This is a genomic window from Mycobacterium sp. Dal123C01 (assembly GCF_052566995.1).
This window is the reverse complement of sequence record NZ_CP199580.1, coordinates 5,635,205-5,660,271: the sequence shown is the minus strand read 5'-3', so window position 1 is coordinate 5,660,271 and position 25,067 is coordinate 5,635,205. Positions and strand designations below refer to the sequence as shown.

The 25,067-nt window shown below is 63.4% G+C and carries 19 protein-coding genes; 15 read left to right on the top strand and 4 right to left on the bottom strand.

Annotated elements, in window-relative coordinates:
- Positions 1-23: 23 nt before the first annotated feature.
- The gene (locus ACTXG5_RS26450) at positions 24-491 is read right to left on the bottom strand and encodes a DUF1772 domain-containing protein (protein WP_445164606.1); all 468 of its coding nucleotides are present in this window, start codon (positions 489-491) and stop codon (positions 24-26) included.
- A 145-nt stretch (positions 492-636) separates the two neighbouring features.
- Between ACTXG5_RS26450 and ACTXG5_RS26445 the strand changes: the two genes are divergently transcribed.
- Both ACTXG5_RS26445 and ACTXG5_RS26440 read left to right on the top strand, forming a co-directional pair.
- Positions 637-1,233, top strand: a complete 597-nt coding sequence (locus ACTXG5_RS26445; RefSeq protein ID WP_445161598.1) for a TetR/AcrR family transcriptional regulator — start codon at positions 637-639, stop codon at positions 1,231-1,233.
- A 216-nt stretch (positions 1,234-1,449) separates the two neighbouring features.
- The gene (locus ACTXG5_RS26440) at positions 1,450-2,142 is read left to right on the top strand and encodes a helix-turn-helix domain-containing protein (protein WP_445161597.1); all 693 of its coding nucleotides are present in this window, start codon (positions 1,450-1,452) and stop codon (positions 2,140-2,142) included.
- A 63-nt stretch (positions 2,143-2,205) separates the two neighbouring features.
- Here the strand turns inward: ACTXG5_RS26440 and ACTXG5_RS26435 are convergent, their stop codons facing one another.
- On the bottom strand, positions 2,206-3,834 hold the full coding sequence (locus ACTXG5_RS26435; RefSeq protein WP_445161596.1) for a GMC family oxidoreductase: 1,629 nt from the start codon (positions 3,832-3,834) through the stop codon (positions 2,206-2,208).
- Between the two features lie 427 nt (positions 3,835-4,261).
- Between ACTXG5_RS26435 and ACTXG5_RS26430 the strand changes: the two genes are divergently transcribed.
- Entirely contained in the window at positions 4,262-5,116 is an 855-nt protein-coding gene (locus ACTXG5_RS26430) for an alpha/beta fold hydrolase (protein ID WP_445161595.1), read from the top strand.
- Positions 5,117-5,224: 108 nt separating this feature from the next.
- Here ACTXG5_RS26430 and ACTXG5_RS26425 read toward each other — a convergent pair whose 3' ends face one another.
- Positions 5,225-5,632 carry a tautomerase family protein gene (locus tag ACTXG5_RS26425; RefSeq protein ID WP_445161594.1) on the bottom strand — a complete coding sequence of 136 codons (408 nt, stop codon included), beginning with the start codon at positions 5,630-5,632 and terminating at the stop codon, positions 5,225-5,227.
- A 116-nt stretch (positions 5,633-5,748) separates the two neighbouring features.
- Between ACTXG5_RS26425 and ACTXG5_RS26420 the strand changes: the two genes are divergently transcribed.
- The 12 genes from ACTXG5_RS26420 (at position 5,749) to ACTXG5_RS26365 (ending at position 24,119) form a co-directional block, all read left to right on the top strand.
- Positions 5,749-6,414, top strand: coding sequence for a winged helix-turn-helix transcriptional regulator (locus ACTXG5_RS26420; protein ID WP_445161593.1), 666 nt, complete (start codon positions 5,749-5,751; stop codon positions 6,412-6,414).
- A gap of 233 nt (positions 6,415-6,647) precedes the next feature.
- The gene (locus ACTXG5_RS26415) at positions 6,648-7,325 is read left to right on the top strand and encodes a CGNR zinc finger domain-containing protein (protein ID WP_445161592.1); all 678 of its coding nucleotides are present in this window, start codon (positions 6,648-6,650) and stop codon (positions 7,323-7,325) included.
- A 310-nt stretch (positions 7,326-7,635) separates the two neighbouring features.
- Entirely contained in the window at positions 7,636-9,129 is a 1,494-nt protein-coding gene (locus ACTXG5_RS26410; RefSeq protein WP_445164605.1) for a DHA2 family efflux MFS transporter permease subunit, read from the top strand.
- Positions 9,130-9,255: 126 nt separating this feature from the next.
- Positions 9,256-10,194 (top strand): methionyl-tRNA formyltransferase, encoded by a 939-nt coding sequence (locus ACTXG5_RS26405; RefSeq protein ID WP_445161591.1) that lies wholly within the window; start codon positions 9,256-9,258, stop codon positions 10,192-10,194.
- A gap of 112 nt (positions 10,195-10,306) precedes the next feature.
- Positions 10,307-19,180 (top strand): amino acid adenylation domain-containing protein, encoded by an 8,874-nt coding sequence (locus tag ACTXG5_RS26400; RefSeq protein WP_445161590.1) that lies wholly within the window; start codon positions 10,307-10,309, stop codon positions 19,178-19,180.
- Between the two features lie 50 nt (positions 19,181-19,230).
- Positions 19,231-20,274, top strand: a complete 1,044-nt coding sequence (locus ACTXG5_RS26395) for an alpha/beta fold hydrolase (protein ID WP_445161589.1) — start codon at positions 19,231-19,233, stop codon at positions 20,272-20,274.
- A gap of 80 nt (positions 20,275-20,354) precedes the next feature.
- Entirely contained in the window at positions 20,355-21,017 is a 663-nt protein-coding gene (locus tag ACTXG5_RS26390; protein ID WP_445161588.1) for a class I SAM-dependent methyltransferase, read from the top strand.
- A 339-nt stretch (positions 21,018-21,356) separates the two neighbouring features.
- The gene (locus tag ACTXG5_RS26385) at positions 21,357-22,616 is read left to right on the top strand and encodes an OFA family MFS transporter (RefSeq protein ID WP_445161587.1); all 1,260 of its coding nucleotides are present in this window, start codon (positions 21,357-21,359) and stop codon (positions 22,614-22,616) included.
- Entirely contained in the window at positions 22,613-22,750 is a 138-nt protein-coding gene (locus ACTXG5_RS26380) for an MFS transporter small subunit (RefSeq protein ID WP_445161586.1), read from the top strand. Before ACTXG5_RS26385 ends, ACTXG5_RS26380 begins: the two co-directional genes overlap by 4 nt.
- 22 nt (positions 22,751-22,772) lie before the next feature.
- Positions 22,773-23,234: a tautomerase family protein gene (locus ACTXG5_RS26375; RefSeq protein ID WP_445161585.1), complete on the top strand. Its 462-nt coding sequence runs from the start codon at positions 22,773-22,775 to the stop codon at positions 23,232-23,234.
- A gap of 73 nt (positions 23,235-23,307) precedes the next feature.
- Positions 23,308-23,736, top strand: a complete 429-nt coding sequence (locus ACTXG5_RS26370; protein WP_445161584.1) for a pyridoxamine 5'-phosphate oxidase family protein — start codon at positions 23,308-23,310, stop codon at positions 23,734-23,736.
- Positions 23,737-23,894: 158 nt separating this feature from the next.
- Positions 23,895-24,119: a deoxyribodipyrimidine photolyase gene (locus ACTXG5_RS26365; protein WP_445161583.1), complete on the top strand. Its 225-nt coding sequence runs from the start codon at positions 23,895-23,897 to the stop codon at positions 24,117-24,119.
- A 36-nt stretch (positions 24,120-24,155) separates the two neighbouring features.
- Here the strand turns inward: ACTXG5_RS26365 and ACTXG5_RS26360 are convergent, their stop codons facing one another.
- On the bottom strand, positions 24,156-24,842 hold the full coding sequence (locus tag ACTXG5_RS26360) for a PAS and ANTAR domain-containing protein (RefSeq protein WP_445161582.1): 687 nt from the start codon (positions 24,840-24,842) through the stop codon (positions 24,156-24,158).
- Positions 24,843-25,067: the final 225 nt, after the last annotated feature.

The following is a 25,067-nucleotide window of genomic DNA, read 5'->3' as shown; positions in this document are numbered from 1 at the left end:
AACGGATTTCCTGATGCTGGCGGTCAGATCATCAGTGTGACACACAGCGAGGCGACTGCGAGACCCTGAATGATGGCTCGAGCATTGATGATTCGGTCCCACTTGCCCTGCAGGGCGCGCGCATCCGGTGGTATGTCGCAGGTGGCGGCCGCGGCGGCGAGTTGCCGATTGATCGGCTTGCTGATCCGTGCGTAGAGCACGAGCCAAACCACCAGCAGGGCAAGGGCAGTCGCCGCCGGTGCGGCTTGAGCCCAGTTGCCGGCAGCAGCGGCGAGTGCGGCGCTTGTGGCGGTGGCAAGAATCCCGACCACGCCGGGCAGCGGCATTCGTCGGTCGCCGTAGCGGTGTACGTTGCCCATCACCGCGACCAGGGTCCGGTCATCGATGGCGGCCAAGGCAGGTCGTTGCACCATCGCACAAAACACATCGGTGCCGTAGACGACCGCGGTTCCCAGCACCGCGATCAATGCAGCGAGGTGGACTAGCGCGATCACGCCGCACCCCCTTCGACGGATTCGCGGCGGGCCGCACCGTTGCGATGTCGGTATCAAACTCGTTCATGCTAGCGACGCTAACCCTCCGTCGCTCATGCGTCAATAGCGGTGCTCGTATAAGTAGCGGTGCTATCATGTGGGTATGAGCATCGAGGACCGCCGCGAGCGAGATCGCGCCGCTCGCCGTCGTTTGATCGTCGGTACCGCCCGCAAGTTGGCCGAGGCCGAAGGCTGGGATGCTGTCACCACCAGGCGGCTGTCCACCGAGATCGAGTACAGCCAGCCCGTGCTCTACAAGCACTTCTCGGGCATGGACCAGATCGCCGCGGCCGTCGCGATCGATGGATTTGGCGAACTCGCCGAAGAGCTGCGCGCAGCCCGCGCCGGCGCCGAGACGCCGCACCGCTCGCTGACATTGATGGCACACGCCTATCTCGACTTTGCCCGGGAGAATCCGGCCCTGTACGACGCGATGTTCGCTCGCACCACCACGTTGCACTTCGCCGCCGACGACACTCCGCCGCAATTGTCAGCGGGATTCGCTGAGCTTCATGAGGGACTCTGCGGGGTTGCTCACGGAACGGATGTCGACACTCTCGCCGAGGTGTTCTGGTCAGCGCTGCACGGATTGACAACACTTGCACGCGGCGGACGGTTACGCCCCGAATGTGAGTCCGAACGCGTCGAGCTCCTCGCCGCCCAATTCTCACCGGCGACAACCGGTACTGAACCGCGATAACCGCAAGATTGGCAACATATTTCGGAACAAATCACCGCGAAACTGGCTCGAATCAGTGCGACCGGGCGCATATCCGGATGCTCCGCAACGATCTGCTCTTTCGTCGGCCTCTGGCTGAACAAGGCCAGCGTCGTGCCATTACTTCCGCTGACGTTAGTTTCTAGGCGACTGCTCACAATTGTCTGCGGTACATAGATCTCCGCGTAACCTCAATGGATGACGGTTGTACCTCGCGCTGACGGCCCCAGCAGCATCATCGCAACCGCATTCGACCTGTTGGATCAGGTGGCTACATTGGAACCGGCGCGGCTGGTCGACCTGGCGAAAGCAACCGGAATCCCACACCCAACAGTGCACCGGCTACTCGGGCAGCTCATTGAGGCGGGCGCAGTCAGGCGCGAGGGCACGCGGTACCGTCTCGGGGCGAGTCTGTTGGAACTGGGTTCGCGGGTGACGCCTGAGCATCGGCTCCGCGTTGTCGCTCGGCGACCGATGGCAGAGCTTGCTGCGATCACTGGCGCCGGCGTGGGCCTGTCCGCCAGCATCGGCGGTGAAACAGTGTTCCTTGACACGGTGGAGCCTCGCATCCCGCTTGTCGTCGCCATGCCTGAGCCGGGCAGCCCGGTGCCGCCGAGAACGTCGTCGGCACGTGCCCACATCGAAATCCCGCGCCCGGCACCGATTCTGGATGCCGGTGGTGTGCTGCCAAATCTCAGCTGTGTCACGGTGACGATCCCCCTGAGCGGCGGTCAAGTGGCGGCGATGACCGCGCTCATCACGGGGAAGCGGCCCCCGGTCGCGTTAGTGGCCGCCACCCGGGCGGCCGGTGCACAAGTCGCCCGAAAACTTCGCACACCCTCAAGCCTCAGGGCGCCGATCCACGGGAAAAGCTCACTCAGCCGACAGTGACGTAGCCATTGTGTCCTCCAACAACCTTCACCAGACGGGCAACCCTTGAGGCATGTGACGACATCAAAATGTGTGTTCGCTCTTGAGGATCTCTGCAGCGCGTTCGCCGATGATGACGCAGGCAGCCATGGTGTTTCCGGTCGTCACCCGGGGCATGATCGACCCGTCGGCGATCCGAAGACCCTCTACTCCAGAGACTTTCAGCTCTCCGTCTACCACCGACATGGAGTCTTGGCCCATCTTGGCGGTGCAGGCTTGATGCCAGTAGCTCACCGCGGCATCTCGCACGTAGCGCTCAAGCTCGGCGCCTGTGAGGCTTCCGGGCATGACTTCACGCTTCACGAACGGACCAAGAGCGGGTGAGTTGCCGATCTCGCGGCACAGTTCCACGCCCGCAATCGCTGCCTTGACATCATCGGGATCAGACAAGAAATTTGCGCAAATCTCCACTGGGTCAACTGGATCGGGTCCGGTGAGGCGGATCTCCCCTCGGCTTTTTGGCCGCACCAGACCGAGCGACCATCCCCACCCGAAGTCAGGCACGTCGAATCTGGCTGCCGTCTCCGGACTCGACAGTGGAAATTCAACCTGGCAACTCTGCAAATCCGGGGTGTCCAGGCTGGGGTCGCTCTTCCAAAAGTAGGTCGCCTCGGCGCCGTTGTTGCGCGGTGGAAGCGGCTGCGGGTACTCCCAGACACAATCGATACGAGGATGGTCCTGCAAGTTTTGACCGACCCCTGGTAGATGCTGCACGACGGGGATGCCGTGTTGTCGCAATTCGGTGTGGTCGCCGATCCCGGACTGCATGAGCAGTTTGGGAGTGTTTATCGCGCCCAGCGATAACACGACTTCGCATCCCGCATCCACGTGGTGGATTTTCCCGTCGTGGCGGAACTCCACGCCGCTGGCCCGCGTGTGCTCGAATGTTATCCGGGTGACCAGCGCGCCGGTAAGCACGGTCAGGTTGGGCCGGTCCATGTAGGGGAAGACGTAGGAACGAAAGATAGATTGGCGGTGGCCCTTTCGGGCTATCACATCCATAATCGCCGCGCCGCCGTCGCTCTCCATCATGCGGCCGTTCTGATTCTCGAAGGTCGGAATCCCCACCGAGCGGGCGCCCTGCAGGCCGGCGAGTGCTATCGGGTTGGGGTCGGGCGCGGGCTCGACGTACACGGGGCCACCTGTGCCCCGATAGTCGGGGTCAGCCGCACCGTGCCAATCCTCGATGCGCCGATAAGTGTTCAACACCGATTGGTAGCTCCAAGCCTTATTGCCGGCTTCGGAGGCGAAGAAGTCCCAATCGTTTTTGTGCCCGCGGGCCCACGCCATCACGTTGATACTGGAGCCACCCCCCAACACCTTGCCCATCGACAGTGGGATAGAGCGACCGTTGACGTGCGGGCTGGGCTGGGCCGCAAAGCCCCAATCGCGCTCACTCCCCAGATTTAGTGGCCACTGCTCTGCTCTCATCACAGTTGGCACGTCATCGTCGCCGCCGGCTTCTAGCAGCAACACGCTGGCGTCGGCGTTTTCGGCGAGACGCCGCGCTACCACCGACCCCGAAGAGCCTGAACCGCAGACAATGAAGTCATACTGCGGCCATAACTTAGAAGCGAGATTTCGCTGATTGCGATCGACTCGTTCAGCGAAATCGGCTCCCTGCGGGGACGCCTCGTCGGGAGTGGTGTTCATCTGCTCTCTCATTTCGATGTGTTGGTTCGACTGTTCTGCGGCTAGTTGTTCTGTGGCTTGCCGCTGTGTGGATCAGGTACGCAGGGGTTTTGGCGGGCGAGATAGCGGCCCGCGCTTGCTGAGTCGGGTTCGGCGCCCATGGTAGGGATGTCGAACACCTCAGATGCGGTGATGTCTTCGACGTTAGAGGGCAGCGCCGCTAACGGGTGACCCATTGTCCGTTGAATGAACATTCCCCCGGAAATCCGGGGCCTGCGGGCTCGGGCTGCTGCACATGGGTGCGTCGCCGCGGCACTTAGGGATTGTTCACTGAGCGGACAATCCGTCGCCTCCAACGGATTTGGGCTTCTAGTGTTGTCAAGACGTGGGCGACATTTCGAAAGCGTCACTGCCGCAGGACAAATAGCCGCTGAAGAAAGGTGACCACATGAGTGCGCCCGACATCATCGCCGTCAACGACGGGCGTACCCGGGTCCGGATCGACGGTAGCTCCGAGCAACCGGCGATCCTGCTGCTGCACGGTGTGGGCCGTAGCCTGGAAGATTGGGCGCCACAGCACCAGCGACTGGCCGGCTACCGAACTATCGCCCTCGACATTCCCGGCTTGGGATTCTCCACCCGCCCACACGATTCCATGTCAGTACCGGCGCTCGCGCGCGGCGTCGCCGCGACACTCGATGTCCTAGGCGAACAGGGGCCGCTGCACGTCATCGGGAACTCACTGGGCGCTGCCGTGGGACTGCAGCTGCTGTGTGTGCATCCCGAACGGGTGGCAAGTCTGGTTCTGGTCAACCCCGCCGGCTTTGGCTCCGAGGTCTACGCAATGGTCCGGTTGGTTTCTGTGCCGGGGATCGGTAGCTTCGCCGCCCGACACCCCACCCGCGTCAGTGCACGGATGATCGAGCGAGCCATCTATGCTGACCGGTCGCTGGCGACGAGGCAACGAATCGATCACGCTTTGGCGATTGCCCGGCAGCCCCAGTATGGCCCGGTGTTACACGAACTGGTCCGCGAACTCGCCACCGCACGAGGATTCCGGCGGCGGTGGCGCGCGGAACTCATCGCTGAAGCAAAAATTCATCCTCGCCCCACCCTGATCATCTGGGGCGACCGCGACCGCATCCTGCCTGTGCGCCACCTGATCACAGCCCGCAAATTCCTGCCGCACGCCAAGACTCATCTGTTCACCGGCATCGGCCATATGCCCCAGATCGAGTGCCCCGACGCATTTGCGGAATTAGTTCGGGCGTTCATCGTGTCGACGTCTACGCCCGGTGGCTAAAACCGCAAGCAGGCATCACCGGAATCGTGTGCATTGCAACAATATTGGTCAAAGGATTGATCGAGGGCGAGACGCTGGGGGGCACTCCGCCCTCGATCAACGTCCTGTCTATTGGTTGAGCTGCGCGATGGCGGCGACGATCTCGGGTTTGTCGGATTGCAGACTTCCTTGCCATCCGACGTTTTCAAGTGGGTAGTGGTTGACCAAGACGAGAACCTCCTCGGTGTTGGCGATGCCGTCGTAGGCCGCGGCGATCGCCGATTCGATTTTTTGCACCAGTTTCCGTTTCGCGTCCAGGTTGGTCAGTTCTGGCGCCTCCAGTGAGCACACTGGCCGCACCGGCTCAGCTGCGATGCGTCCGTCCTGGGAGACGTTGCCGGCTGGGTATTCGCGCAACCAGCCACGGGTGTCGGGGATGGGCCACGCCTCGTGCAGCGCTTCGGTGACCTCCTTCAGCATCTTGTCTTTGGCGTCTTGCTGCGCCCCTGAAGGGGCGTCAATGGTGAACACGGGCATCAGTTTTCGTCTCCTGAGTTGGGGTCGGACAATATAACTATGAATCTAGTAGTAATGACTACTAAAAAACAAGTGACTAGGCGGTTTTTCCACTTTCCCCTGGTAGAGTCGTCGTCATGGTTGGTGAGCGAACATATGGGCAGGGCTGCGCGATTGCCCATGCGCTGGACCTGGTCGGGGAGCGGTGGGCGCTACTAGTTGTCCGGGACCTACTCCTGGGCCCCAAACGCTTCACCGATCTGCTGACCGGCCTGCCCGGAATCAGCCCCGGTGTGCTCACCCAACGGTTGCGGGAGCTCACCGACGCTGGCGTGCTCGGGCGCCGCAAACTCAGCGCGCCGGCGGCCTCCTGGGTCTATGAGCTGACCCCGTGGGGGGACCAGCTGGCCCCAATCGTGACGAGTCTGGCGCAATGGGCCAGCCACTCACCCGCCATGCCCTATGACGCCCCGATGGGAAGCGACTCGCTGATGCTTTCCCTGGGCGCGCTCTTTGACCGCGCCGCCGCCGCCGACCTCGAGACGACCATTGCCATCCACCTCGGCGACGAACCCTTCCAAATACGCATCGCCCACGGCGAACTGAGGATCAGCCGCGGGGACATTCACAACCCCGACGCCACACTGCACACCGATCAACGCACGCTGCTCTTACTGCTGCGCACCGACACGGGCCTCGATGAGCTGGAAACCAAAGGGACGCTTGACATCACCGGGAACGCTGAGATCGTCGAGCGGTTTCGGCGCCTCTTTCCCCTGCCACAGCCGGTGCCGACCGCCTAAGCGACGTCGCGTTTCTCCAGTTGGGCCGCTTGCTCGACCTCGCGAGCGCCGACACCGGCCTACGACCCATCCTGTCTCTGCCGCTACCAGTAGGACTGCGGTCTGGCTACCTCGTCACATAGTGGCAATGCTGATGTTAACGATTACCGCGCCCCGCAGGAGTCAGCAATGATGATCACTCGACTGACACCGTCTGCGCGGCGATGTTCTGATGTGGCACAGGACTTTTCCGAATGCGTCCGCGCCAACGAAGATCGTCTCCTGGAAGCCGTGACATGACCTCACACACAAGAAGCTGGCCATGCCATGCCGGCACAGACTTGACGAGCCGTAGGCCGACATCGTCATGGATTGCGTCCGAGCGCCACGGCGTTGCTGCCGCCCCCGGCGGGTTGGCACTGGTTCAAGATCTCCTCAATACCCGCGCCAGCACGCAGCACAGCCAGGACATGCTCGGTGATGTCGCGCACGCTCAGCTTTGGGTCGCGAACGCCGTGAAGGCTTGGTCCGCGCAAAGAGGGGAGGACCATGCGCCCCCACGGCTGACTGATCACGACGCAGATCGCCTCAGAGACCTCCGCGACGTGCTCGAGACGTTAATCTCCGGCGTCTCAGTACCAACCGGCCATGATTATCTCGGCCTTGCCGCGATAGCTCGTGACGCAGATGGCACGATCCGCTGGGAGCCGATCGGATTCGGGTGGCGGTGGCTCGCTTTCGCGGTCTGGATTGAAGTATTGCTAAGCCAACAAGGTTCTACCTGGCAACGACTCAAACAATGCCCGAATCCGGCGTGCCGAGCGACGTTTTATGACCGCTCATGGAACAACAGCGCCGTTTGGCACAATTTGACGACGTGCGCGCCACCGTTAACCGGTTCGCCGTCGACCGCCGGGCCACGCCCTGGCTGAAGTTTCGGCCATCGGGCGCCGTAGACGGCCTCTGTCGACGTTGCGTACGGCGAGCTCGCACAGGTGGATGGGCACCTTGAGAGTGGCGGACAGTTCGACATTCCATCGCAGGTTCGAATCCTGTCCCCGCTACTAGCGAAGGTGGGCCCCGCAGACTTCTCCGGGGGCCACTTCCATGTCTGACCAGCAATCACGCGTTCTTGGCCACCGCCAACTTGGCCGTGTTGCCTTCTACCTCGACGACATGCGTAATCCGACAGGGGCGCGGGGTGGCCGCGATGCCCGTTGGGAGCATTCGGTCGCCGTCGATATGCTCGGCAACGCTATGAACGACGCGTCTTCCGCAACCATCGGGCAATCGGGCGTGGGTGAGCCTGACTACCCCGATAAGCTCGACGCTAGGCTGCTCCGGATCGGCGCGGTGTGCGGCCTGGCTGCCTTGATGGGGTTTCTGGACGCTACCGCCGTCGCCGTTGCCCAACGCACCTTTGCCGCCGAATTCGGGTCCACTCCGGCCGTCGTCTCGTGGACGATCGCCGGCTACCTGCTCGCGTTCGCGGCGGTTGTCCCGGTAACGGGGTGGGCGGCCGACCGGTTCGGGACAAAGCGGCTCTTCATGGGCGCGGTCGCAGTATTCACGTTGGCGTCACTGCTGTGCGCGATTGCACCAAACATATGGCTGCTCATCATTTTTCGGGTGCTCCAGGGGGCCGGTGGCGGCGTTCTGTCACCACTGAGTTTTGTGATCGTTACCCGTGAGTCAGGCCCGAAGCGGCTCGGCCGCCTGGTTGCGATAGGAGCAGTGCCCTTCTTACTCGGCCCTATTGGGGGGCCGATCCTGGGCGGGTGGCTGATCGGCGCCTACGGCTGGAAGTGGATATTCCTGATCAACTTGCCGATCGGACTGACCGCCTTCGCGCTCGCGGCAATCATGTTTCCGGAGGATCGTCCGGCGCCGTCGGAGAAACTCGACGTCATCGGCGTGCTGCTGCTGTCACCCGGCGTTGCGGCACTGCTGGCTGGGGTCTCATCCATTCCCGAGCACACGGTCGCCGATCCCCACGTGCTTATACCCGTAACGATCGGCCTGGCATTGATCACCACCTTCGTCTTCCACGCCTGGCGTCGCACGGATCACCCACTCATCGACCTGCGACTGTTCCAGAACCGCGTGGTCACATTGGCTAACGTGACGCTGCTGCTCTTCGCCGCCACCTACGTCGGCGTCTTAGTGCTTGTCCCCAGTTATTTCCAGGTCGCGCTACACCAGACGCCGATGCAGTCCGGGACGCATCTGATCGCGATGGGAGTCGGCGTCATAGTCACCACGCCCCTGGCCGGGGCATTCATGGACAAACTCGGGCCCGGCAGGATGGTGCTGATCGGCTTCCCGCTGATGGCAGCTGGCCTGGGCATCTTCACCCTCGGAGTCGCCCGCCAAGAGGCCTATTCACCGACGCTGCTCGCCGGCCTGACGATCATGGGCCTGGGAATCGGTTGCGCCGCGACGCCACTGTCTGCGGGGTGCGTGCAGTCGTTGGCGTCGCATCAGATCGCACGGGCTACGACGCTGCTGGGCATCAACGATCAGCTGGGTGGCGCCATTGGAGCCGCGTTGATGGCGGTGCTGTTGACCGATCAGTTGAATCGTCACGAAGAGATAGGCGCGTCTGACCACCTGGCGCGCGCTTACACGATGGTGTTTGCGGTGGCCGCCGCACTGGCGGTTTGCACGATCATCCCCGCGGCCTTTCTGCCCAGGAAACCCGCGGGCAGGCGCCATCGCTCGAGGATTGATCCTTGAGTTCATGCTGATACGGCCCGTTCGCTAGTTAGGGGAGGCTAAGGTAAGCTTTGCCGCCGGTGGGCGGTGCTCAATAGCGGCACGGTGCAGGGCCGGTCGGGGTAAAGAGTTAGTGGGTTTTGCGTCATGCGCATTGTGTTTTTCGGGTTTCAGACGTGGGGCTACAAGACCCTTCAGGCGTTGATTGATCTCGAGCACGAAGTCGTGCTTGCCGTCACCCACCCGGCCAGCAGCGAATCCTATAAGGCGATCTGGTCAGCGCCGGTCGACGAACTCGCGCGCGAGCACGGCATTCCAGTGCATTTCGCCCAGCGGGTTGACGCCGAGACCATCGATTTGGTCAACCACTTCGAGCCCGATGTGATCGTCGTCAATAGCTGGTACCACCGGATGCCGGCGGAGCTCTATGACCTTCCCCGATATGGCACCTTGAACTTTCACGATTCGCTGCTGCCGAAATTCACCGGGTTTTCTCCCGTGCTGTGGGCATTGATCAGCGGCGAGTCCGAGTTCGGATTGACTGTGCACCGGATGGATGACGGTCTGGATACCGGGGACATCCTGGTGCAGCGCTCACTGCCGATCGGTCCGACCGACTCCGGCACCGAGTTGGTCATGCGGGGCATGGATTTGATTTCGGGCGCACTGGACGAAGCGTTGAGCGCGCTGGAGTCCGGCGGCGCGGTCTTTCGGCCGCAGAACAAGGCCGAACGGACGTACTTCCACAAGCGTTCGGAGCGCGACAGTTTGATCGACTGGAGTTGGCCGGCCGAGGATCTCGAGCGGTTTGTGCGTGCACTGTCCGACCCTTATCCTCGCGCATTCAGCTTCTACCGTGGGGAACGGATCGAAGTCCTCGAGGCGCGCGTTTCCGATGCCCGTTACGGCGGTACGCCGGGCCGGGTGATGGTGCAGGAAGAAGGCGGCGTGGTGGTGTGCGGATCCGGCGCACGTCGGGGCGGCAACCGCGGCTTGGTGATCACTCGCGTTCGTTCGTCCGACGGCGTCGAGTGCAGTGGGGAAAAATACTTTCGGTTCGGGAGCTACCTGGACAGCCACACATAGTGCGGCCGCCGACTAAAAACTCTTGCACAGCTGACTATTCCGCGATGTCAACCGAACTGGGCGTGACGTGGCGAGCGCCGGCACGCCGGTCCGCATAGAAAGTTCGTCGTAGATGCTGAATTACGGCACGCAACCGGAGACGTTGGGACCGTTGACCCCCGCCCAGCGTTCGATATGGGTTGCCCAAGAACTCCGACCCGAAGTCCCTTACAACTTCGCCGGTTACGTCGAGATCGACCACGCTATCGATGCCGAAAAGCTGATGGCTGCATGCGAATCGGCGGCCACACGCTTCGGCACACCATGTGCGCGGCTTTCCCTCGACGATGGCGAACCGGTCTTCATGCTTGACCATTCGATTCCGCAGGCCCTGCAGTGTATTGATGTGCGTGCCGAGTCCAATCCACTCGCCGCTGGTCGCAGCTGGATGGAGGACGACTACCACCGGCCGGTCGATCTGGTTCGCGACCGACTGACCAACTTCGTGCTGCTGCGGATCACCGACAATTTGTCCTACTTTTACCTGCGGGTGCACCACGTTCTTTTTGACGGCTATGGTGCCTACACCTTCATGCGGCACGTCGCGGACGTCTACTCGGGAGCGGCTGCCAATACCGGCGACGTCGATTTCTCGGAGTTTGCGGTGATCCGCGCCGCGGACGAGAAATATCAGCAGTCTTCACGCAGTCATGCCGATGCCGAGTACTGGAAGAGCGTTGTGCGCGGGTCGCCAGAAGTCACCGACTTGTCGGCAAGACAGAGGTCGGTGGCACCGCGCCACCCGCTGGTGCGCGAGCTGCGATCGTTGGAGAACGGCCAGTTCGACGTCGCACGAGTCGTCGCGGCGATGGCGGTATTCATCGCGAAAACGACTGGGCAACAAAATATCTCGCTGTCTCTGCCGGTTTCGGCACGCACGACCGCAGCGCTGAAAAACTGTGCGGGCATGGTGTCGAACATGGTGCCGCTGGTCATCGATGTCTTCGACGCGGACACCATCGGCACACTCACCGATCGGGTTGGAAAGGCCGTCGTTGGGGCACTGCGGCATCAACAGTTCCGGCGCTTCCCGGACATCATCGGCGACGGCACCCGTCACGACATGAACCTCGAGTTTGGCCCGGTGGTCAACGTGCTCGACTTCGCGGCCCCACTCTATTTCAGCCCATCCGAAGGTATCTGCAACATACTGAGCAATTTTCCCATACAAGACATCGCGGTCAACATCTATCCGCAGTGGGGTGACGGCGCACCGCGAGTTCACCTGGCGTGGAATCCGGACCGGTACGCCGACGACGAGATCGCCGGGCACATAGGCCGTCTGGAATCGCTGTTTGAACGTCTCTTGATGGCGGACTCGTCCGTGGTGGTGGGCGACGTGCCGTTGCTTGAAGAAGACGAGCGGGCGCGTCTCGACGTGCTGGGTAATCGGGCGGTGTTGGGGCGACCGGTGGTGGGGGCGTCGATACCGAAATCGTTTGCTGCGCAGGTGGTTCGTACGCCGGAAGCAGTAGCGATAAGCAGCGCAGGCCGTTTGATGACTTATCGAGAGCTTGACGAGGCATCTAATCGGTTGGCGCACTTATTGATTGGGCGGGGCGCTGGTCCAGGCAAGTGTGTGGGAGTGATGTTTTCGCGGTCGGCGGAGGCGATCGTGGCGATTTTGGCGGTGCTGAAGTCGGGGGCGGCCTACCTGCCGATCGACTCTGCGGTGCCCGATGCCCGCATCGAGTTCATGCTCGCCGATGCCGCGCCGGTCGCGGCGATCAGCACCGCTGACCTGGCCGGGCGCTTTGATGGTCACCGGCTTGTGGTTATTGATGTCGACGATCCCGTTATTGGCGCGCAGTCCAGTGCGGCGTTGCCGGTGCCGGCCTCCGATGACGTCGCCCACATCGTCTACACCTCGGGAACCACGGGTGTGCCTAAAGGAGTAGCCACCACTCACCACAACGTGACTCAGCTGCTGGAGCCGTTGCACGTGGGTCTGCCTTCGGGGCCGGGCCAGGTATGGTCGCAGTGGTACTCCTATGCTTTCGATGCGTCGGTGGAAGAGATCTGGGGTGCGTTGTTGCACGGGTCTCGGCTGGTGATCGTGCCCGAGTCGGTAGCAGCGGTCCCGGAAGCCTTCCAGGCCTTGCTGATTGACGAGCAGGTCACTGTGTTGCATCAAACCCCGTCTGCGGTGTCAGCGCTGTCGCTGGATGGCTTGGAGTCGGCGGCGTTGGTGGTGGCCGCTGAGCCGTGTGCGGTGGAGTTGGTGGACCGGTGGGCACCGGGGCGGGTGATGACCAACGCCTACGGGCCGACCGAGACCACGCTGTGTGTGACCGTGAGTGTGCCGCTGCAGGCGGGAACCGGGGTGGTGCCCATTGGTGTGCCGATACCGGGCGCGGCGTTGTTTGTGCTAGACGCATTGTTGCGGCCGGTGCCGCCCGGGGTGGTCGCTGAGTTGTATGTGGCCGGGCGTGGTTTGGGGTTGGGTTATCTGCGCCGGGCGTCGTTGACCGCGTCGCGGTTTGTGGCCTGTCCGTTCGCTTCTGGGGTACGGATGTATCGCACCGGGGATCTGGTGTGCTGGGGTCCCGATGGGCAGCTGCGCTATATCGGGCGCGCGGATGAGCAGGTCAAGATCCGTGGGTATCGCATCGAATTGGGTGAAATCCAGTCAGCGCTAAGCGGTTTGGATGGGGTAGAGGCCGCGGTCGTGGTGGTTCGTGAGGACCGTCCGGGCGATAGGCGGCTGGTGGGCTACTTCACCGAAGCGGTGCCCGGAGCGGTCGATGTCGGTGGTGCGCGCCAACGGTTGGCCAAGCGGTTGCCGGCTTACATGGTGCCGGCCGCGCTCGTGGCGGTCGACGCGTTGCCGTTGACGGTCAACGGCAAACTCGACACCCGCGCGCTGCCGGTCCCGCGATACCACGACACCGAGTACCGCGCCCCGAGTAACGCAGTCGAGGAGATCCTGGCTGGTATCTACGCCCAGATCCTCGGTCTGGACCGCGTCGGAATCGACGACTCCTTCTTCGACCTCGGCGGCGACAGCATTTTGTCGATGCGGATCGTGGCCCGGGCCCGGGCCATCGGGGTGCTGTGTCGCCCGCGCGACATTTTCGTCGAGCAGACCGTGGCCGGTCTGGCCCGAGTGGCCACGATCGCCACCGCCGATGACGATGTGGTCGATGAGGGCATCGGGCCGGTCTTGGCGACCCCGATCATGCGCTGGCTGCACGACGTGGAGGGCCCGGTCGACCAGTTCAACCAGACGATGATCGTCCAAGCCCCTTCGGGCGTAACCGATGCCGACGTCAGCGTTGTGCTGCAGGCCCTGCTGGACCGACATGCCATGCTGCGCCTACATGTCGACGACGATGGGCCTGGGGACTGGTCACTGTGGGCGCCCGAGCCGGGCTCGGTGCGCGGGCAAGACTGCCTGCACATCGCAGAGGGGTTGTCTGATGAGGCGCTGGTCGAGGCGCGGTCGCGGCTGAATCCGGGTGCCGGGGTAATGATGAGCGCGCTGTGGATTACCTCGACCAGCCAGCTGGCATTGATCATTCACCACCTGGCTGTCGACGGGGTGTCGTGGCGAATCTTGTTGGAAGACCTCAACGTTGCCTGGGCACAGCACCGCGGCGGGCAGCCGGTCGCGTTGCCGGCGGGCGGCACATCGTTTGCCCGTTGGTCGTCGCTGCTCGATGAGTACGCGCGCCACCCCGACGTCATGGAGCACGCCGAGGTTTGGCGGAAAGTCGCGGCGACTCCGGCGGCGTTGCCGAGGGTGCAACCCGACGTGGATACCTATGCTGGCGCGGGGAAGTTGTCGCTGTCGCTGGATGCCGAGACGACCCGAATGCTGCTCGGCGAGGTGCCCGCGGCGTTTCACACTGGCGTGCAAGACATTCTGCTGATTGCCTTCGGGCTGGCGTTCGCCGAGTTTCTGGGAGCCGGCGGTGCGCCGATCGGTATCGATGTGGAAGGCCATGGGCGCTACGAGCAGCTGGACGCCCACGTCGACTTGTCGCGCACGGTGGGCTGGTTTACCGTCAAGTACCCCGTGGCGTTAAGCGTCGGCGTGTTGGACTGGGCTCAGGTGATCGCCGGTGAGGCTGCGCTCGGTGCGGTGATCAAAGACGCCAAAGAACAGCTGCGCGCCCTACCCGATGGTCTGACTTATGGGCTGTTGCGGTATCTCAACGTCGAGGCGGACCTGCGCGGGTCAGATCCGGCGATCGGGTTCAACTACCTGGGACGTCTGGGTGGTCTGGCCGATCTGACCGAGGATCTGTGGCGACCCAGTACCGACGCGTTGTCGGCCATCGCCGCGGCGACGGCGGTGCCGATGAAGCTGTCCCATGCCGTGACACTTAACGCTGGAACCCTCGACACCGAGGACGGCCCGCACCTGCACGCCGACTGGACGTGGGCGCCCTCCGTGCTGGATCGGGCCCAGGTAAAACTGCTGAGCCAGTTATGGTTTCAGGCCCTTGCCGGTATCTGCGCGCACGCGCGCCACGGTGGAGGCGGATTGACCCCATCCGACCTCCTTCCCGCCCACCTCACCCAGCAGCAGATCGGCGAGCTTGAGCAGCACCATCGCATCGCTGACGTGTTGCCGTTGACCCCGCTGCAGCAGGGACTGTTCTTCCACACCACCATCGCGCAGAGCAGCAATGCCGATCCGTATGCGCCACAGCTGGTTATCACTATGACCGGCCGGCTTGATCAGGTTCGGCTGTGCGAGGCGGTGCACACCGTCGTCACCCGCCATCCCAACCTGGCGGCGCGTTTCTGCCCACAGTTTGACCTACCGGTGCAAATCATCCCCGCCGACCCCGCCCCCGCATGGCGATATGTCGACCTTGATGGTGCGGACTCCAATGTCGGTGAGCAGGTGCGGCGGTTGTATGCCGAGGAACGCGCCGCGGTCTGCGACCTGGCCCACCCGCCGGTCTTTCGGGCGGCGTTGATCCGCATCGCACCAGACCAATACCGGTTCGTGCTCACCAACCACCACATCGTGCTCGATGGCTGGTCGTTGCCGATTGTGCTGCAGGAGATCTTCGCCAGCTATGGCGGGCAGCAGCTGCCCGCGCCAGTACCGTTTCGCAGGTTTGTCAGCTGGCTGGCAGATCGAGACGCCGATGCTGCTGAGGCGGCCTGGCGAGAGGTGTTATCCGGCTTTGACACGCCCACGTTGGTCGGCTCGCAGCATGCGCGGGAGCTGGGGCAGCGCGGCGCGGCATCGTTCCGGCTGCCGAAACAGACCACGCAGGCATTGGCGCAACTCGCCCGCGCGCATCACACCACCCTCAATACCGTGTTGCAGGCCGGCTGGGCGCAGCTGCTGATGTGGCTGACCGGCCAGCACGATGTCGCGTTCGGTGCGACGGTCTCAGGTCGCCCCGTAGAAGTGGCTGGTGCGGAATCGATTGTGGGCCTGCTGATCAACACGGTGCCGGTCCGGGCCCGAGCCACCGCATTGATCACCACCGCCGAACTGCTCGATCAACTGCACAGCGCCCACCACCACACGCTGGAGCATCAGCACGTGGCACTGACCGAGATCCACCGCATCACCGGTCACGACCAGCTGTTCGACACCCTGTTCGTCTACGAGAATTACCCGGTCGACGCCGCGTCGTCGGTGAGTATCGACGAGCTGGCCATCGTGGAGTTCACCAGCACTGAATCCACCCACTACCCACTGACCCTGCAAGCCACGCCCGGCATCGAGATGGGGCTGCGCGTCGAATACGACTCCGATCTGTTCGCCGCTGAAAGCGTTGGAGTGCTTATCGATAGGTTGCAGCGGGTGCTGGCGGCGATGGTGGGCGATGGGTCGCGCCGGTTGTCGTCGGTGGATGTGCTCGACGCGGCCGAGCGAGCTCGTTTGGATGTGTTGGGTAATCGGGCGGTGTTGAGGCGGCCGGTGGTTGGGGCGTCGATTCCGGACCTGTTCGCTGCTCAAGTTGCTCGTTCTCCCGAGGCGATAGCCGTCAGTTGTGCCGGCCGGTCGATGACCTATCGAGAGTTAGACGAGGACGCTAATAGGCTGGCGCACTTATTGATTGGTCGGGGCGCGGGTCCTGGTGAATGTGTGGCGGTGTTGTCCGCGCGGTCGGCGGAGGCGATCGTGGCGATATTGGCCGTACTCAAAAGCGGGGCGGCCTATCTGCCGATGGATCCGGTGGTACCGGATGCGCGGATTGAGTTCATGATCGGCGATGCCCGCCCGGTCGCCGCGGTCACGACCGCGGGGTTGGCTTCGCGGTTGGACGCGTACGGGGTGTCGGTCGTCGATGTCAATGATCCAATGGCAAAAATTCAGCCGTGCACCATGTTGCCCGCGCCGGCGCCCGAGGACATCGCCCACATCGTGTACACGTCGGGAACCACGGGTGTCCCTAAGGGAGTGGCGACCAGTCATCACAATGTGACTCAGTTGTTGGGATCGTTGCATGTGGGTTTGCCGTCAGGGCCGGGGGAGGTGTGGTCGCAGTGGTATTCGTATGCGTTTGACGCGTCGGTGGAAGAGATCTGGGGTGCGTTGTTGCACGGGTCTCGGCTGGTGACCGTGCCTGAGTCGGTGGCCGCTGTCCCGGAAGACTTCCAGGCCTTGCTGATTGACGAACATGTCAGTGTGTTGCATCAGACACCGTCTGCGGTGTCGGCGCTTTCGCTGGAAGGCTTGGAGTCAGCGGCGTTGGTGGTGGCCGCCGAGGCGTGCTCGGCGGAGTTGGTGGACCGGTGGGCACCGGGGCGGGTGATGACCAACGCGTACGGGCCGACGGAGACCACGCTGTGCGTGACGGTCAGTGCCCCGTTGACTGCTGGGTCGGGGACACCGCCGATTGGTGCGCCGGTGCCCGGGGCGGCGTTGTTTGTGCTCGACGCGTGGTTACGTCCGGTGCCGCCCGGAGTGGTCGGTGAGTTGTATGTCGCCGGCCGCGGGCTCGGGGTCGGGTATGTACGCCGGGCGTCGTTGACGGCATCGCGGTTTGTGGCCTGTCCGTTCGCTTCTGGGGTGCGGATGTATCGCACCGGGGATTTGGTGTCGTGGCGTGCTGATGGGCAGTTGCAGTATTTCGGTCGGGCGGATGAGCAGGTCAAGATCCGCGGGTATCGCATCGAGCTCGGTGAAATCCAAGCAGCGCTAGGCGGTTTGGATGGGGTCGACCAGGCGGTGGTGATTGTGCGTGAGGACCGCCCGGGTGACAAGCGCCTGGTCGGTTACGTCACCGAAGCGGTGCCCAGAGCGGTCGATGTCGCCGGCGCACGTGCCGTCCTGGCCAAGCGGTTGCCGGCCTATATGGTGCCGGCCGCGGTCGTGGCGGTCGACGCGTTGCCGTTGACGGTCAACGGCAAACTCGACACCCGCGCGCTGCCGGTCCCGCAATACCGTGAAACCGACTACCGCGCCCCGTCCAACGCCACCGACGAAACCCTGGCCGGCATCTACGCTCAGATCCTCGGCCTCGAGCGGGTCGGGGTTGACGACTCCTTCTTCGACCTCGGCGGAGACAGCATCTCGGCCATGCGTCTGATCGCCGCGATCAACAACGCCCTCGACACCCATCTGACCGTCCGCATCCTCTTCGACTCGCCGTCGGTGAGCGCTCTGAGTCAACAGGTGGACCGCCACGCCGTCGATCCGCGCTTTGTGGCCGTGCATGGTGCCGAGCCCACCGAGATCCACGCCGCCGATCTCACCTTGGACAAGTTCCTCGACACCCCAACGCTTTCGGCGGCCGCGGCGCTGCCGGGCCCGAGTGCCGCGGTGCACACGGTCTTGTTGACCGGCGCGACCGGCTTCCTCGGGCGTTATCTGGTGCTGGAATGGCTTGAGCAGCTTGAACTTATCGACGGCACGCTGATCTGTCTCTTGCGCGGAAAGTCCGATGAGGATGCTATGCATCGTCTGGAGACGATCTTCGATAGTGGAGATCCGCAACTGCTGGCGCACTTTCAGGAATTGGCCGCCGATCATCTGCGGGTCATCGCCGGGGATAAGGCCCAGCCCAGCCTGGGCCTCGACAAGCAGACGTGGCAGGACCTGGCCGGAACCGTTGATCTGATTGTTGATTCGGCCGCTTTGGTCAACGGAGTGCTGCCCTACAGGGAACTGTTCGGGCCCAACGTTGGGGGCACCGCCGAGCTGATCCGGTTAGCGCTGACCACGAAACTCAAGCCCTACACGTATGTGTCGACGGCTAATGTGGGCGACCCGGTTGAGCGGTCGGCGTTCACCGAGGATGCCGACATCCGGGTCATCAGCCCGACGCGTATCAACGACGCCAGTTCCGTCACCGGCTACGCCAACAGCAAGTGGGCCGGTGAGGTGTTGCTACGCGAAGCTCACGAGCTGGTCGGGCTGCCGGTTTTGGTGTTCCGCAGCGGCATGATCCTGGCCGACACCACATATGCTTGCCAGCTCAACGTCTCGGACTTGGTCACGCGGATGGTGCTGAGCCTGGTGGCCACCGGCATCGCACCCGGCTCGTTCTACCAGCGCGACGCCGACGGCAACCGGCAACGGGCGCACTTCGATGGACTGCCTGTCGAATTCGTCGCCGAGTCGATCGCCACGCTCGGAGCCCAGGTGCTCGACGGGTTTGAGACCTATCACGTGATGAACCCTCACGATGACGACATCGGGCTCGACACGTACGTCGACTGGCTGATCGAGGCCGGCTATCCCATCGAGCGCATCAACGATTTCGACGAGTGGTTGCAGCGGTTTGAGACCGGGCTGCGTGGCCTGCCCGGTCGACAGCGACAGAACAGCGTGCTGCAGATCTTGCAGTCGGCCGGCCCCCAGTATGTGCGACCCGTAATGCCGACGCGCGGGTCCTCCGCGTCGACCGACCGATTCCGTGCCGCGGTGCAAGAGGCCAAACTCGGGCCCGACAACGATATCCCACACGTCTCCGCGCCGATGATCATCAAGTACGTCACCGACCTGCAGCTGCTCGGATTGCTGTAGCGTCTCGCCGTCCTTTCCCTGGTCAAGGGAACCGTCGTAGGCTCAGGGCGATGCTGGCAAAGTCCGAGATCCGGTTCCTCCGCGTTGGCGCCCGCCGCGTGGCGTACGAGGTACGCGGGGAGGGGCCACCGCTGGTCGCTCCGGCGTGGTGGGTGAGCCATCTCGAACTCGACTGGGAGAGTGCCGGCTTCCGGCGGTTCTGGGAAGGCGTCGCCGATACATACACGTTGATCCGCTACGACCGGCTCGGCGTCGGCATGTCGGACCGCACGGTGCGCGATGCGGATCTGACCCTGGACGCGGAAGTCGCGTTGCTGCGCGCGCTCCTCGACGAGCTCGAGCTCGAGCGCGTATCACTGTTGGGCGGCTCCTGTGGAAGCTGCACCGCAATCGCCTTCGCCGCAACGTATCCCGAGCGCGTCGAGCGGTTGGTGTTATACGGGTCGTACGCTGACGGGTCAGCGATTACGGCCCCGGGAGTGGGCGACGCGATCATCGCGGCGGTCCGCGCACATTGGGGACTCGGCTCCCGCCTGCTCAGTCACATGTTCCTCGGTGCTGCCGAATCCACGGAGCACGAACGCTTCGCCCGGCTACAGCGGGAGGCGGCGACCGCCGAGGCCGCCGCCGCGTTGTTGGGCCTCGTCTATCGGCTCGACGTGCGCGCGCATCTTCCTGAGGTCCGCTCCCCGACGCTGGTCGTGCATCGGCGTGATGACCGGGCGGTGCCGTACCGGCTCGGGCGTGAGGTCGCGGCCGCGATCCCAGATGCTGCATTGATCTCGCTGCCCGGCAGCGCGCACTTCCCCTGGCACGGCGACGTGGATTCCGTCGCGCGCGCATGCCGAGAGGCACTGGCACCGGCGCAGTCACCGCCGCGGGATTCGCGCGAGCCGCAGCCGGTCCTGCTCTCGGTCCGTGAGCGTGAGATTCTCGCCTGCATCGCGCGCGGTCTGCACGATAGCGAGATCGCCGAGCAACTTGTGCTGAGCCCGCATACCGTTCACCGCCACGTCGCGAACATTCGCCGCAAACTCGGTCGAACCTCCCGGACGGCCGCCGTCGCCGAGGCCGCACGCCTCGGACTCCTGTGACATAGCCGAAACGGGCCATCCACGAAAGATGGCCGCCCTGGGCGATGCGCGCAGCCGACAGCTGCTTCTACGTTTGCGCCATGACCGAAATCGCCGACACCGAGCAACGAGTGCGCCCGCCATCCGCGGCGTGGCTGCGGATTATGGCCCTGGTGTACGACCCGTTTGTGTGGCTCGGCGAGCTCGCGGGCATGCGCCGCCGGCGGCGCACGCTCGTTAGCGGCGCTCGGGGGCGCGTCGTCGAGCTCGGTGCGGGGACCGGGCTGAACATCGCGCACTATCCCGACGACGGCATCGATGATCTCGTACTCATGGAGCCCGAGCCGGCCATGCGCCGAAGGCTCGCGCGTCGCCTGCGGCGGCATGCCCAGCCGGCGCGGATCGTCGACGCGCCCGCGGAGTGCCTACCGCTGACCGATGAATCCGTGGACACCGTCGTTTCGACGCTCGTCCTGTGCACCGTGGAGGATCCCGAACGCGCCCTCGGCGAGATCGCCCGCGTGCTGCGCCCGGGTGGACAGTTGTTGTTCATCGAACACGTGCGGTCGAGTTCGCGATTCCTTGCGGCGTGGCAGGACTACCTGTTCCGCCCGTGGCGCGGCTTCGCCGGCGGGTGTTGCTGCAACCGCCCGACCGGGGAGTTGATGCGCGCCTGCGGCTTTGCTGTCACAGCCGACGACGACGTGTGGCGCGGCATGCCCCGTATCGTGCGCCCGCTGATCGTGGGGCGGGCGACTCGGTAATCTATGACTACACGTGTTTTCACCGCCATTCCTGGACTTCGCGGCGCGAGCTGGCTCGTTACAGTCAGGGTGAACTTGCCGACAATTGTCGGCTGTTGCTCCGTAAAGCATGAGTGATATCGCTTCCATATCTTGTTGTCGTGCTTGCCAATTGGTCACTGACGAGAGACTGCCGAGCGTTCTGATGCACGAGGGGCCCGCTGTGAAAAGAGGACAATGCTGTCTGCTGGCGTGCTGTCGCGCGATCGAATCATCGCTAGCCCGGGGCGGAGTAGATGGCTTGTTCCCCCCGCTGCGCTCTCGATACATCTAGCGATCGGGAGCGTTTACTCCTGGAGCGTGTTCAAGCTTCCCCTGCATGAAACCCTCGGGGCTTCAGGGCTTTTGAGCGCCGTTCCGTTCACCTTGGGCATCGTCACGCTGGGCATGTCGGCGGCTGTCTTCGGCACGACGGTCGAAAGGCGAGGTCCCCGCTGGGCGATGGTCGTGGCGACCTTGTGCTTTTGCGGTGGTTTGCTCGTCGCTGCCGTTGCTGCCGAGATCGGTCAGATGTGGCTGATCATCGTCGGCTATGGAGTTATCGGCGGTATCGGCCTCGGAATCGGTTACATCTCACCGGTTTCCACCTTAATGAAGTGGTTCCCCGACCGACCGGGCATGGCGACCGGCTTCGCCATCATGGGGTTTGGTGGGGGCGCGCTGATCGCCTCGCCGTGGGCTTCGCAGTTGATGAAATGGTTTGGCACCGACCGGCACGGGCTGGCCGCCACCTTCCTGATCATGGGGGTGGTGTACGCCGTCTTCATGACGGTGGGAGTGCTCCTGATCCGCCTGCCACCGCCGGGATGGGAACCACCCGTCGTCAGAGTCGCCGCGTCGAGGTTGCCGCATGCCGCGGGACCTGATCGCACCGCCAATGAGGCGATCAAGACGCCCCAGTTCTGGCTGTTGTGGATAGTGCTGTGCTTCAACGTCACTGCGGGAATTGGCATCCTGGAACGGGCGGCACCCATCTACCGGGATTACTTCCCACACGCGGCTCCTCCCGCGGCGTTGACAGCGGCCGCGGCGGGATTCGTCGCGATGCTGTCGTTGGCAAACTCGGCGGGACGCCTACTCTGGTCCACAGCTTCGGATGCGGCCGGCCGCAAGAACATGTACCGGCTCTATCTCGGTCTCGGAGCGGTGCTCTACGTCGTCTTGATCGTCGCGCAAAACGCCAGCAAGCCACTGTTTCTCGTGGTGTGCATCCTGCTGTTGTCGTTCTATGGTGCGGGGTTTGCGACAGCGCCGGCCTATCTGCGTGACCTGTTCGGCTACCTCGAAGTCGGGGCCATCCACGGCAGGTTGCTGACGGCCTGGTCGACCGCGGGCGTCCTCGGACCGGTCATCGTCAACGCGATTGCCGACAACCGCATTGCCGCCCATGTGGTGGGGCCGGAGCGATATCGATGGTCGTTCGTGATCATGGTGATCCTGTTGCTGATCGGCTTGGTCTGCAACGAGCTGATTCGCACTCCACAGCCGCCTAACTTCCTTGCCGCAGCGGCGGATACGCGAAAGCCGGCCAGCGTGGTTTCCAGTGAGGGCGGACGATGACCGATCGAACGATCAAGGCGACACCACCTCGTGGCAAGCTGCTGGGAACGGTCAGCTGGGTATGGGTAGGAGTGCCATTCGCCTATGGCCTCTACGAGCTGGTCGCCAAGATTCCGGCGCTGTTCTTGCATTGACGCTTGTTGCCGGTTACATCCGATGCGGTGCAGCGTTGTCGGCGAGAACATCGACAACAGCGCCCATTGGGCCGACGATCAAGCAATCATGCCGATCTATACCTGCACGACGACAGAATCAACGCTGCCCGGTCCGATCAAGGCGGCGCTCGCACGTGAGATTGCGACCATCCACTCCGAGATCAATCACGTGCCCAGCACCTATGTCAACGTGGTTTTTCACGAATTGGACGCCGATGACGTCTACACCGACGGTGTACCAGCCAGCCCGGTCCTGATTAGCGGCTGGATACGCGAGGGCCACCCGAAGGCTGAGGTCACCCGACTTGCCACCGAAATCGCCTCCGCCGTAACCCGGTTGGCTAGTGTCCCCGCCGAGCGGGTTCTGGTGGTTTTCGAAAGCAGCCCAGCCAGTTTCGCCGTCGAAGGCGGGCGCGTCCTGCCCGAGCCCGGTCAGGAACAAGCCTGGATCGCGGGCAGCTGAGGCTGCCCGGGCGGACGCACCGCGACGCCGCGCCTAGGGAATAGGCCGGCGGCGGCGGCATGTTGCGCACAGCATGAAAGCTTTCAGCGAAGCCGAACGTCAGGAGTTCCTGGCGGCCAAGCATGTCGGGGTGTTGTCCGTTGCTGCCGAGGATGGTCGTCCACCGTCCAGTGTCCCGATCTGGTACGGCTATGCCCCCGGGGGAAACATCCTGGTCAACACCGGCTCGTCGTCTCGTAAGGCCAAGCTCATCGAGCGGGCCGGGGCGGTGACGCTGGTGGTCCAGCTCGAGGAGCCGCCGTATCAATACGTGGTCGTCGAGGGCACGGTCGTCGAGACCACCACGCCTACCCCGCTGGACGTGCGGGAAGCCATCGCGATCCGTTACCTCGGTGAGGAAGCCGGACGCGCATTCGTCCAGGGCATGGATAGCCAGCAGACCGTGCTGTTCGCCATCCGCCCCGACCGCTGGATCACTGCCGATTTCTCCGGTGATGTCTAAGCGCGATAAGAGACAATCGGCAAAAGGTTGCGTGTCTATGGACGCGCCATTTTTGGAGCCATAGGTCGACGAGACTGCCTGCAGGTCACCCGAATTACGGTTTGACGCGGCCCCGCGAGGGTATTCCGTCATAACTTTTCACCGAGAAAGGGCCTGACATGTTGCACTCAGTGATTCTGGCGAGTTCGGATCCACTAGCGGCGGGGTTCATTCTCCGTGGAATTAAGGGAATTTTCGTCTTCATCGGAAGCGTGATCGCCGCGATCGTCTGTGGCCTCATTGCTGCGATGAAGGGCCGCAATCCGCTGGGATGGGGGATTCTTGGACTCTTCTTTTCCATCCTCACGTTGATCGTTGTGATCGTCATTCCCAGCAAGAAGTAATGCGCTCGAGGCCTTTATCTATAAATCCCTGCCCTCTTACGAGGCCTGCGCGCCGGCTGCGTTGACGCGCTCGCGTGTGGTGAGCAGGAGATGGTCGAATTCCGCTTGCGAGGTGAGGCCTGGACCCGCGCTGCGGAAGTCTTCGCATATCTGTTCGGCCAGCAGCCGCAGCTTCACGTTGGCCTCTTGAGATAGCCATTTGAGCAGGTCAAAGGCGGCACTCTCGCCGATGCCATAGATCACCATCAACATCCCTTTGGCCTGCTCGATACTGGCCCGCTGCTCGGCGATCTCGGCCAACTTCGCCGTGACGAGGTCTTCGCGTTCCTGATCGGGCAGCGGGGAGACGTCGACGTAGAACCCGTGCGTTCCGACCACGGCACCCTGGTCGTCGTGCAGTTGATCACCGACCACGACGACGTGGCGGACCTGTCCGCCGGTGTCGATGATCCGATGGCGGGTGCTGAACGCCTGGCCCGTATTGAGGATTTGATCGATGGTGGCCGCGACCTGTCCACGGTCGTCCGGATGCTTGTGTGACAGCACCAGCTCGGTGGTCGGGGTGACGCCGCCGGGCTCGTACCCGTGCATCCGTTGGACCTGTTCGGACCACTCCCACCGCTGGTCGGCGAAATAGAACCGGAACCAGCCGGTCCGCTGCGGCGCGCCGCCGGCCAAGGCTTGTTCGACATCGGCCGATTGGCCGTTGATGTTCCAATTCATCGTGGCTTCGTCTCCTCGGGTTCACTTCACCGGACGCCACCGGCCGCCGTCACGCCCACACCATCGAGACCCGAACGGATGGGGGAATACGAGAACGGCATCGGCTTTGGGGGCGCTGACTGTTCAACGCTGAGGACGATTTCAGATCATGACACAACGCTCGGCGCTGGTCTCTTATTCGCGGCGGGCGGCGGCCGTTGGGTGACGACTGCGGCCGCCGCCTCC